The sequence below is a fragment of the Streptomyces colwelliae genome (assembly GCF_048158785.1).
Lineage (GTDB): Bacteria > Actinomycetota > Actinomycetes > Streptomycetales > Streptomycetaceae > Streptomyces.
The window spans coordinates 1-10700 of sequence record NZ_JBLTJC010000353.1 but is presented as its reverse complement, the minus strand read 5'-3'; the positions used below and the strand labels follow the sequence as shown (position 1 = coordinate 10700).

Below are 10700 nucleotides of genomic sequence, written 5' to 3'. Positions count from 1 at the left end.
TCCGCCAGAGGTGGACAGAGGTGTCGGTCATGGTCCGGAGTACAGCACGGCGGTGCGGACCGGTCAACTCAGCGTCACTATGTGGACAGTTCGGGTACGGTGGCCTCAGCGCGAGCCGGCCGTGGCCCACACCGCGATGTTGGCGACCGAGACGTAGACCATCGAGCTGCCGAAGAAGTCGACGTGCTGTCCGCCGATGGGGCTGGTCGCGGGCAGATAGAGGAAGCCCCACAGGAGGGTGGCGATGACGCCGGGCACCGCGTACGGCAGGAAGATGGCCAGCCGGGCGAACCGGGTGAGCCGGGCTCGCGCCGTGTCCAGGAGGAGCGCGAACAGCAGGGCGAGGAGCACGGTCGCCGGTACGGTGATCGCGCCGACCAGGAGCATGCGGAGCAGGCTGTGCCACAGCTCGGTGTCGTGGATCACGGTGGAGTAGTTGTCCAGACCCGCGAAGACCGTTCTGCTGCCTGTTCCCAGCAGGCCCCCGCTGACCTTGCGCTGCTGGAAGCTGAGGAACAGCGCGTAGCCCCCGGGGGCGACCACGAACAGCAGGAGGAGCAGGATCGCGGGCAGGACCAGCAGATAGGGGAGCCGGCTGTGGCCCGCCCTACGGCCCCGCCGCGAAATGCTTGTCGCCATCGACATCGTCCTCATCGGATGAATGGCTGGTGCCAGTGACTGGTTGTTTCGGTGACTGGTTGCTTCGGTGGTTGATGCCGGTGGAGCCGGCCCGGTCGCCGGGGCTAGTTGAGGGTGAACCCGAGCTTCTTCATGCCGGCCGTGGTGTTGTTCTGCATGGTGTCCAGCGCCCCGGTGAACGAGCTCCCGGACTGAAGCGCCGCAGCGAAACCGTCCCGGTACGCGGAGAAGGTCACGGTGACATTCGGGCCCCACATCGAGAAGCTGCGGGCACCGGGTGCGACCTTCTTCACCTCGGCGTAGAAGTCCGGCTGGTTCGGGAAGAAGACCGGCGGCTGGTCGAGGATCGGCAGAGCGCGCCCCGAGGTCGAGGCCGGGTAGATGTTGATGTTCTTGACCTGGGCCGTGACCGCCTTGTCGTCGGTGTTGAGCCAACTCGCGAACTCCGCCGCCTCGGCGGGGTGCTTGGAGTCAGTGGTGACCGTGATGGCCGAGCCGCCCCAGATGCCGGTGGTGGAGTCGCCCGCCGTCCAGGCCGGGAGCGGCGCGGCGGTCCACTTCCCCTTGGTCGACGGGGCGATGCCGCCGATCTGTGCGGGGGCCCAGGCTCCGGAGATCCAGGTGAGGAGGGTGCCGTTGTTCATCTCCTTGTTCCACTGCGGGGAGAAGGAGGGGTTCTTCTTCACCAGCCTCTTGTCGACCAGGCCCTGCCAGTAGTCGGCGACCTTGTCACTGGCCGTGCCGTTGATGTCCACGTGCCAGGAGTCGCCCTGCGTGGTCCACCAGTCCGCTCCCGCCTGCTGGGCGAGGCCGGTGAACCAGCCCGGGTCGGCGGCGTCGAAGTTGGTCATCGAGGCCTTGGGGGCCTTGCTGTGCAGCTGCGCGGCCACCTGCTCGTACTCCTGCCAGGTGGCGGGCACCTTCAGGCCGTACTTCTTGAAGAGGTCGGCCCGGTAGAACATCATCAGCGGGGCGAAGTCCTGCGGGATGCCGTAGACCTTGCCCTGGAAGCGGGTCTGGGCCAGCGTCGCGTCGTCGAAGTCCTTGACCGCCTTCTTCGTCTCGGCGGTGATGTCGCGGACCACGCCGTTCGCGACGAGGCCGGGCAGCGACTGGTACTCGACCTTCGCGATGTCGGGGGCGGTCTTCGCCTGGTGCGCGGTGATCATCTTGCTGACGAGCTGGTCACCGCCGGCCGGGTTGCTGAGGGCGACCTGGATGTCGGGGTGCGTCGAGTTCCACAGGGCGACGACCTTGTCCATGCCCGGGTCCCAGGCCCACATGGTCAGGCGGACCTTGCCGCCGGTCGGCGCCGATCCACTGCCGGAGCTCCCGCCGCCTCCCCCGCAGGCGGCGAGAACCAGTGTTGCGGCCAGTGTGGCGCCTGCGACTGCGGCGAATCTGGTCTTCATTGGCCAGTGCTCACTTTCGTGTCAGAAGAGGGCCTGCCGCGGTCGTCCCGCCTGTGAGGCCGTCGCCCGGTGGTCCCCCTGGGACCTGAACCCATGGCCGACCGGCAGTCGACCTGCTCCGACTTTGACTTCGACTTAAGCTAAGTCGCGGCAGAGGTAGGGTCAATATGACCGACGTACCGATTTACGACGTGTCGATTTCTTTGGACGTGTCGATTTCTTCATGAGAGGAAGTCCGCGCAGGGCGACGGACGCAGGGGCCGGCTCGCACAGCGGGGCCGCCCGGCCCTCCGCACCGTACGCGCTGGGGCGGGTGGACGGGAGCCCCCGCAGGACTCGTGCACGGGAGCGGCGCCCCGCCGGGAAGAGCCGGTCGGGCAGGGCCCGGTCACGGCTGCTGCCGCGACCGGGCTTCTCGTCCCCTGCCGGCTCTACCGGCTAATTCACCCCTACCTATTCACCCCTACCGGCTCTACCGGCTAGTTCACCGGGCCGCCCAGAGCAGTCCGCGTGTGGTGAGCGCCTTTACGGTGGGCTCGCGCAGGTCGTCCGGGCGGTGGCCCAGGGCGGAGAAGAAGACGCGCCCCCGCCCCCACTGCCTGGTCCATACGACGGGCATGTCGACCGGCCGCTCGCCCTGCCCCGCGGCGCCCGGAACGACGGTGGTGGACGCGAGTACCGTGCTGAACGCGTCGGTCAGCATCCAGTACTGCTCGGTGACCACCGTCATGTCGGGCAGCCCGGCGACGACCGGGTGTTCCCGGTGCTCCGGCTCGATGCGGACCCGGTACTCCAGGAACTCCTCCGGGTGGTGCAGGAACAGGCCGCCGACCATGCGCAGATACGCGGGAGTGTCCTGGAACGTCGCTACGACGCCGCCGTGCCAGCCCGCGAAGCCGGTGCCCGCCTCGACAGCCGACACGAGCCCCCCGCTCTGTTCCTCGGTCAGCCGGCCCTCGGTCCAGCACTGCACGACGAGATCGGTCCGTGCCATGAGGTCCGCGTCGGCGTAGGCCTCCAGGTCCTCCCGGACCGTGACCGCGAAACCGGCGTCGGCCAGCGCGGGCAGGAACAGGTCGGTGCACTCCCGGGGGGAGTGACCCTCCCAGCCGCCGCGGACCACCAGCGCCGTACGCGCCGCGGCCATCAACGGGTCGCGGGGTCGGCGGTCCACGACGGCAGGGTGAGCGGCGTGCGCTGGAGACCGATCCACTGGCGTTTCGTGAAGCCCGCCATCTGGTCGTCCGCGCCGTGCCGCGCGTGGGCGTCGTTGACGTGCACCTCACCGGCGTCGAGCCGCTCGGCCACCGACAGGCCCCGTACGAGGTCGGCGGAGAACACCGAGTTCATCAGCATGGGGAGCCCGTTGGTCACGGCCACCGCCTCCTCCTGGTCGTCCACCACGGTGACCGGGAGGACCGGGCCGAAGATCTCCTCGGTGAAGGCGGGCATGTCGGGCGTCACCTTGGCCAGCACGGTAGGACGGTAGAACAGCCCCTCGGGACCGTCGAACGTGCCGCCGGTGAGCACCTCCGCGCCCATCTCCACCGATGCCGTCACGAGGGCGTGCACCCGGTCGCGCTGGCGGGTGCTGATCAGGGGGCCCAGATCCGCCGTACCGCTCATCGGGTCGCCGACGCGCAGGGCGGCGGCGCGGCGGGTGAGGGCGTCGAGATACCGGTCTGCCACCGCGCGGGTGACGATGTGGCGGCCGGCGCTGATGCAGGTCTGGCCCTGGTATTCGAGCGAGGCGATCATCGCGCACGAGGCCGCGAGGTCGATGTCGGCGTCGTCGAGGACCACGAAGGCGTTGCTGCCCCCGAGTTCGAGCCGGACCGGTCGCAGCGTGGCCGCGGCGGAGGCCGCGATGGCGAGGCCGACCTCACGGGATCCGGTGAAGTCCAGCAGGTTCAGGCCGGTGTGCTCGGCGAGCGCGTGCCCCGCGTCGAGGCCGTCGCCGGTCACCACGTTGAACACACCCGGCGGCAGTCCGGCGGCCCGGGCCGCCTCGGCGAGCACCTGGCCGCCGATGATCGGGGTGAGCTCGGCGGGCTTGAGCACGACGGTGTTGCCGAAGGCCAGCGCCGGTGCCACCGCCCGCATGGCCAGGTTGACCGGGTAGTTCCAGGGTGTGATCACACCGATCACACCGAGCGGTACCGCCCGGGACATCGAGAGCTTGCCCGCCTTGTACGGCGGCAGCAGGTCGCCGGCGTTCTCGCTCGCCTGGATCATGGAGATCTGGAGCTGACGGATGCCGGTGGACACCTCGTCCTCGGCCTTGGCCCGCACTCCGCCGGTCTCGCGCATGCTCTGTTCGACCAGCTCCGCGTGGTGCGCCTGGAAGAACTCGGCCATCCGCCGCAGGCCCGCCGCGCGCTCGGGAGCGCTCAGCGCCGCCCAGCCCGGCTGGGCGGCCCGCGCCGCGGTCACCGCCCGCCCGACGTCCACGGCCCCGCCGAGGGCGTACGTACCGATCACGGCACCCGTGGCCTTCTCCACGACGTCGGCGGTACGCCCTGACGAGGCCGGGCCGAACGTTCCGTCGATGTAGAGCTGTGCCACGGGGAACTGAGACGTCATGAAGACTCCACGGAGGTCAGGGAGACTTTGGCTTTGACTTAAACTAAGAGGCGAACATCACGGACGTCAACCAGTCCCACCGCACAGCGGATTGATTTACGGCGGGTCTACGCCCAAGCCCCGGCGCCGGACCCCGACCCGGGCAGGGAACCCATCCCTGACACGGAACCCATCCCTGACCCTGACCCTGCCCCGGACCCAGGCGCGATCTCCGGACGTCGGCCGCCCGTCGTCAGCAGGTGCGCCACCGGCAGGGTGGCCGCCCCCATCGCCACCGCCTCCTGGCCCAGCCGCCCGACCTCGATCCGGGTGCGCCCCCGCAGATACGACAGGGCGTGCCGCTCGGCCGTCTCCCGCACGGTGGGCAGCACCACCCCGCCCATCACCGAGCCCGCCCATCCGGAGAGCACCACGAGGTCCGGGTGGAGCAGGTTGATCAGGTTGCCGATCCCGATGCCGATGTACTCCCCGATCTTCTCCAGGGTCTCCATGGCCACCCGATCGGTGGCCGCCCGCGCCGTCAGCTCCGCGAGCCGGCCCTCGGTCCCGGAGGCGTGGAACGGCTGGCTACCCAGGGTGGCCTGGTAACGGTGGAGGATGGCATCGGCTCCGACGTACGCCTCCAGGCAGCCCCGCGAACCGCAGCGGCAGGGCAGCCCTCCGGCGTAGATCACCGTGTGCCCCCACTCGATCGTGGCCGGGGCCAGGCCCGTGGTGCCGCCCTCCGTGCCCGACCCGAGGGCCGCGCCCACCCCGACCCCGATGAGCGCGGTGACCACCCGGTCGGCGCCCTGCCCCACGCCGCGCCACATCTCCGCCTGGCCCAGGGTCCGCGCGCAGTTGTCCAGCATGAGCGGGGCGGCGACTCCGGGGGCGAGCATCTCGCCGAGCGCGACACCGGACCAGCCGAGCGTCGGCGCGTGCACCAGCGTGCGCCCGGGAATCCGCGGGTCGGGCTGGACCGCGCCGGGCACACCGACGCCGATGCCGAGCAGGTCCGCGGGGTCGACGCCCGCGGCGCGGGTCACGTCGGAGATGCCCTGGAGCACCAGTGCGGCCACCGATTCGGCGTCGAGCCGGGTGTCGGCGATCGGGTAGACCTCGGAGGTGATCACCGACAGGGTCCAGTCGAACAGCCCGATCCGGACGTGCGTCTCACCGATGTCGACGCCGATCACGGAGCCGTAGTCCGGGCGGATCTCTAGCACCGAGCGCGGCCTGCCCCCGTCGGAGTCCTCCGAACCGCCCTCCGCGATCAGGCCCTCGGCGAGGAGTTGGGAGACGACATTGCTCACCGTCGCGGAGCTGAGGCCGGAGACACGGGTCAGCTGGTTCCGGCTGGTGGGTCCCTGCACATACAGAGCGGAGAGGAGGATGGACCGGTTGTGCCGCCGCAAGTCACTCGTCGTTCGCTTCACCACGGATTTCACAGAACGAAGTCTGCCAGCCTACGACTCCCCGGATCCCGCCACGTCCGCCTGACCGCCTCCGCCCGTGCTCCCAGCCCCCTCGCGGCCGACCCGATGTACGCACGGTTCCCCGGACCGGCCGCCGTGGTCCCGTTGAGGAGCCAACCTCAGGAAGATCTCGTCATGGACGGCGCTTCCGTTCGCGCCGATGCCGGTCGCGGCGATCTACGGGACGGGCTTCCACCGCATGCCCGAGATGAGCCCCAGCGCTTCGGACACCCCGTCGCCATCGGGCTGATGGGGATCGTCCGCGTCAGCCGGTGCTCCACTTCTGGTTGCCCGCTCCGGTGCAGGTCCACAGTTGCAACTCCGCGCCGTTGCCGGTCCCCTGGTCGGTGACGTCGACGCATTTGTCGGCCTGGATGTTGACCAGGTCGTTCGCGGCGTTGAGCTGGAACCGCTGGGCCCCCGTGCCATTGCATTCGACGATCTTGATCCACGCGCCGTCCTGCCGGGAACCGCCGTCGACATCCATGCACTTGCCCAGAGCACGGACGGTCCCGTCCGACGCGAACTGCCACCTCTGACGGGCGGCGCCCGTGCAGTCCCAGATCTGGAGCCGGGTGTGGTCCGCCGAACTGCCTCCGGTCACATCGACGCAGCGGCTGGAGGCGCGGCCACGGATCAGCACGCCCTTGGCCGCGTCGGCGGATTCGGCGGCCGGCGAGGAGTCCCCGGGCGAACTACCGGGCGAGGCAAGGCCGTTCTTGGTTTCGCCGTTCGAAGTGGCCGTGGAACCAACGGTGTTCTTGCCGGATCCCGGCGAAGCGGCGTCCGACGTCGGCCGCCCGTCGGGGTGCCGGGTGGCGTCGGCGTCGAGCGCGGAGGACTCACCCGACGGCGAGGCGGAGCCGGACGCGTCCTGGTTGCCGCCTCCGTCCAGGGCGGCGTCCGATCCAGTGCCGGCCACCTCCGAACTCCCCTCGCTGCCGCCGCCCATGAGGAACAGGGAGCCGATCAGCAGGACGCCGGCGGTGACGGCGGCGGCGGCGAGCAGCACCTTGCGGCGCCGTGCGGGGTGGGGCGCGGACCGGCCCGGAACGGCTGTGCCGTCGGCGCGGTGGTCAGCCATGACCCTGGCGCGGACACCGGTGCGGACGCCGGGTGCCGCGGTGTCCGGCGCGCCCTCGGTGAGTGCCGCGAACTCGGCCGCCGCCGCGGACAACGGCGGCGGGGACACCGACCCGGGGTCGGGCACGGCCCCGGACTCGGAGTCGGCAGCGGGCCCCAGCGCGGCGGCGGCAGCGGCGATCACAGAGGGGCCCCTCTGCCGGCGTGGCAGGGACAGTGACGCGGCGTCGCGCTGCTCGGCTCGGGCCGTGGCGGCCTCCGGCGTCGGATCGGCCTCCGCAGTCGGGTCCTCGGAGGAGGCCGTCATGTCGTCCTTCCAGTACGGGAGTTGTGGATTCCCGCACGGGCGGTACGGCGGCGTCGAAGGGTCGAAGACGTCGTGGTCGTCCGTGGGGGCCCGCGGTGGTTCGTGATCGCCTTGAACGGGCGCCGGCGATCGACGTCCTCGCGGACGAGGGCGATTCTGTCGTGCTCACGACCCACTGGCAAAGGCGCGACACGCGGTGCCCGTCCGGCGCCGGAAGCTCGCGCCGGCATGGTCGAGCCGTCCGAGGACACGCAGGGCCTCGATCCACTCGGTACGCACCAACTCCCGGCGCCCCGCGCCCAGATGGGGCCCTCGAGCCGACCCATGATGTCCGACTCGACGTACGGAACGCCGGCCCGCCGGTAACAGCGGGCGTGCCTCTCCACGAGCCCCCGTCCACAACCCACCCCTGCCGCCTACGGCACCCCCACCTCAAACAGCACATACCCCCCGTACGACCCCGACGCGACCGCCGCGATGCCCAACAGCAGGCACAGCATGGGCAGTTGGAGGGTGCGGAGCTTGACGGCCAACGGGATGAGGAGGGGGAAGCACGGGAGGAGATAGCGGGAGACGTTGCCGAAGATCTGCTGGCTGCCCAGGACCAGGGCGAGGGTGAGCAGGGTGTAGACGGTCAGGACGGCCGGTGGGCGCAGGCGGATCAGGAGGGGGATCAGGAGTGCGGCCAGCAGGACGACGGCCACGCCGATGATGTCCTCGAAGGGGTACGCGAACAGGTAGTTGAAGCGCCCGACCGCCATGGAGCCGAAGACGTCGACGGTGTGCTTGCCGTAGTCGAAACTGTGCGCCCAGGCACCGGACTGGAGCTTGAAGTAGCCCGTCAGGTCGCCCATTTGATTGCCGACCCAGAGGAGGTAGCCGACCAGACCGAGCGGCGCGATCGCCATCGCGACCCAGGGGCCCGCGAGGTTCTCCCGGCGGCGGTGGAGCGTCTGGAGCGCGGCGACGGTGAGGGCGGCGATGAGCGCCACGGCCGTCGGGCGGTTGAGGCCGGCGGCGAAGGTGAGGACGCCCGCGGTGAGCCAGCGGTCGGTCATGACGGCGTGGCAGGCCCAGACCGCGAGGGCGATGTAGAGGGACTCCGAATACGCCGACCACTCCATGCCGGAGCCGGGCCAGACGGCCCACAGCCCCGCTGCCGCGAACCCGGCCCGTCTACCCCCGAACCGGGCCGTGACGGCGTGGATGCCAAGCGCCGCGGCGAACGACGCCACGACCGACACCAGCATCCCGGAGCCGTACAGACCCAGGCCCGTCCCGTCGGAGACCAGTCGCATCGTCGCCGGGTAGAGCGGGAAGAAGGCCGCCGAGTTGCCTTCGAGGGTGATCAGGCCGGTGGCGCCGGGGACTTGGACGAGCGCGGGGTGGTAGCCGTGTTCGGCGATCTGCTGGTACCACCAGCCGTCCCAGGTCGCGAGTACGTCCCAGACGTGGGCGCCGCCGCCGAAGCGCGGGTCCCTCGTCCGGAAGCCGCCGTCGGAGTCCAGCAGGTACATGAAGACGGAGAAACCGATGAGCTTCAGCACGCCGTACAGCGCGAGCACCGGGCCGTAGTGGCGGGCCGTGCGGCGCAGGAACGCACCAACAGCCCCGTACGGGAGGCCAGTTGAGGTCTCCGGGGAGTTCCCGGCGACGGGCCGGATCAAGGTCGTCGTGTCGCTCATATCGCCGTCGCCTCCGTCTCGCGGCGACGCCTGGCGGGGAACACCCAGGCCCGGAAGAGCAGGAACCGTACGAGGGTCGCGGCCAGGTTGGCGGCGACCAGGACGCCGACTTCCGTGGTGCGTGCGGGAGTTGGTGTCGTGTGGTGCAGGAGTGCGAGGGAGCCGCTGGTGAGGGCGAGGCCGACCGTGAAGACCAGGAGGCCCTGGGCCTGGTGGCGGAGTGCGCCGGTGCGGCCGCGCAGTCCGAACGTCAGGCGGCGGTTCGCGGCCGTGTTGGCGAGGGCGCAGAGCAGCAACGCCAGCGCGTTGGCGGTCTGGCCGCCCGTCGCCGGGCGCAACGCCACGTACAGCAGGACGTATCCGACGGAACTCACCGCTCCTACGGCGGCGAAGCGCAGGAGTTGGGCGGCCAGGCCGGCCGGGCGCGAGCCGTCGTCGGCGGCCCGGCGCAGCCCCGCCGTCGGGAGCGTGCCGCGCGCCAACTCCCGTCCGATGCGGGAGATTCCACGCAGGTCGGCCAGTGCCGTGGACACGATGTCGACCCGGCTGTCGGGGTCGTCCACCCAGTCGACCGGTACTTCGTGGATACGCAGTCCGGCCCGTTCGGCGATCACCAGCAGTTCGGTGTCGAAGAACCACCCCGAGTCCTTCACCAGGGGCAGCAGCCGCTCGGCGACATCACGCCGTACCGCCTTGAAGCCGCACTGCGCGTCGGAGAAGCCGACGGCGAGGGTGGAGCGCAACAGGGCGTTGTAGCAACGGGAGATGGCCTCGCGCTTGGGGCCGCGCACCACCTGGGAGCCGCGGGCCAGCCGGGTGCCGATCGCGATGTCGGAGTGGCCCGAGATCAGCGGGGCGACCAGCGGGAGGAGCGCCGCGAGGTCGGTCGACAGGTCGACGTCGACGTAGGCGAGCACGGGCGCCCGTGACCCGGACCAGGCCGTGTGCAGCGCCCGGCCCCGGCCCTTCTCGGCGAGCCGCAGCCACTCCAACTCGGGGAATTCGGTGGCCAGTCGGGCCGCGATGCGCGGGGTCCCGTCCGTACTGGCGTTGTCCGCGACCGTGATGCGGAACGGGTACGGGAACGTCTCCGACAGGTGTGCGTGCAGCCGCCGTACGCTCGGTTCGAGGTCCTTCTCCTCGTTGAACACGGGGACGACCACGTCGAGGACGGGCTCGCGGTGGTGTGCCGACACCGGTGTGCGGAGCGGCAGTTGACTCATCGGACCCGTTTGGCTCGTCAGCATTACCATGTTCTGTCCTGGTCTGTGGGCAGCCGCAGGGCATGCGGGATCGCCTGCGGGCGCGATGTCGCAGCTGGGGCTTACGGGTTGGGACGGGTTATCCGGAGCTCGTCGGCCCCACCGCCGCGGACGTCTCCGTCGTCGGCGGTGTCGTGGTCGTGGACGAACTCGTCGAAGTGCCGTGCCCCGTGGACGTGTTGGCCGTCCCCGTGCTGGAGGGCGGCGGGGCCGTGCCGGTCGTGGTCGGATCTGAGGACGAGGTGGTCGGACTCCCGGTGGGGGTCGTGGTC

General features: G+C 70.7%; 9 protein-coding genes. All 9 read right to left on the bottom strand.

Annotation, left to right across the window (positions count from 1 at the left end):
- Nucleotides 1-105 precede the first annotated feature (105 nt).
- Entirely contained in the window at nucleotides 106-639 is a 534-nt protein-coding gene (locus ACNFOC_RS43265) for a carbohydrate ABC transporter permease (RefSeq protein ID WP_416964491.1), read from the bottom strand.
- Nucleotides 640-743: 104 nt separating this feature from the next.
- A complete protein-coding gene (locus ACNFOC_RS43260; RefSeq protein WP_416964490.1) occupies nucleotides 744-2051 on the bottom strand; it encodes an ABC transporter substrate-binding protein in 1308 nt (435 codons plus the stop codon).
- 484 nt (nucleotides 2052-2535) lie between these two features.
- Nucleotides 2536-3225: a ThuA domain-containing protein gene (locus ACNFOC_RS43255; protein ID WP_416964489.1), complete on the bottom strand. Its 690-nt coding sequence runs from the start codon at nucleotides 3223-3225 to the stop codon at nucleotides 2536-2538.
- A complete protein-coding gene (locus ACNFOC_RS43250) occupies nucleotides 3198-4634 on the bottom strand; it encodes an aldehyde dehydrogenase family protein (RefSeq protein WP_416964488.1) in 1437 nt (478 codons plus the stop codon). The genes ACNFOC_RS43255 and ACNFOC_RS43250 overlap by 28 nt, the downstream gene beginning before the upstream one ends.
- A 107-nt stretch (nucleotides 4635-4741) precedes the next feature.
- The gene (locus ACNFOC_RS43245; protein WP_416964487.1) at nucleotides 4742-5989 is read right to left on the bottom strand and encodes an ROK family protein; all 1248 of its coding nucleotides are present in this window, start codon (nucleotides 5987-5989) and stop codon (nucleotides 4742-4744) included.
- A 367-nt stretch (nucleotides 5990-6356) separates the two neighbouring features.
- The gene (locus ACNFOC_RS43240; protein WP_416964486.1) at nucleotides 6357-7481 is read right to left on the bottom strand and encodes a ricin-type beta-trefoil lectin domain protein; all 1125 of its coding nucleotides are present in this window, start codon (nucleotides 7479-7481) and stop codon (nucleotides 6357-6359) included.
- Between the two features lie 416 nt (nucleotides 7482-7897).
- Nucleotides 7898-9166 carry a putative hexosyltransferase gene (locus ACNFOC_RS43235; RefSeq protein WP_416964485.1) on the bottom strand — a complete coding sequence of 423 codons (1269 nt, stop codon included), beginning with the start codon at nucleotides 9164-9166 and terminating at the stop codon, nucleotides 7898-7900.
- Nucleotides 9163-10389: a bifunctional glycosyltransferase family 2/GtrA family protein gene (locus ACNFOC_RS43230; RefSeq protein WP_416964484.1), complete on the bottom strand. Its 1227-nt coding sequence runs from the start codon at nucleotides 10387-10389 to the stop codon at nucleotides 9163-9165. Before ACNFOC_RS43230 ends, ACNFOC_RS43235 begins: the two co-directional genes overlap by 4 nt.
- Nucleotides 10390-10490: 101 nt before the next feature.
- A partial coding sequence (locus ACNFOC_RS43225) for a hypothetical protein (RefSeq protein ID WP_416964483.1) occupies nucleotides 10491-10700 on the bottom strand: 210 nt, incomplete at its 5' end.

What these genes read in the sequence shown, in the direction of transcription:
- ACNFOC_RS43265 (WP_416964491.1), bottom strand. Translation starts at nt 639, where the DNA reads ATGGCGACAAGCATTTCGCGGCGGGGCCGTAGGGCGGGCCACAGCCGG.
- ACNFOC_RS43260 (WP_416964490.1), bottom strand. Translation starts at nt 2,051, where the DNA reads ATGAAGACCAGATTCGCCGCAGTCGCAGGCGCCACACTGGCCGCAACA.
- ACNFOC_RS43250 (WP_416964488.1), bottom strand. Translation starts at nt 4,634, where the DNA reads ATGACGTCTCAGTTCCCCGTGGCACAGCTCTACATCGACGGAACGTTC.
- ACNFOC_RS43240 (WP_416964486.1), bottom strand. Translation starts at nt 7,481, where the DNA reads ATGACGGCCTCCTCCGAGGACCCGACTGCGGAGGCCGATCCGACGCCG.
- ACNFOC_RS43235 (WP_416964485.1), bottom strand. Translation starts at nt 9,166, where the DNA reads ATGAGCGACACGACGACCTTGATCCGGCCCGTCGCCGGGAACTCCCCG.
- ACNFOC_RS43230 (WP_416964484.1), bottom strand. Translation starts at nt 10,389, where the DNA reads ATGAGTCAACTGCCGCTCCGCACACCGGTGTCGGCACACCACCGCGAG.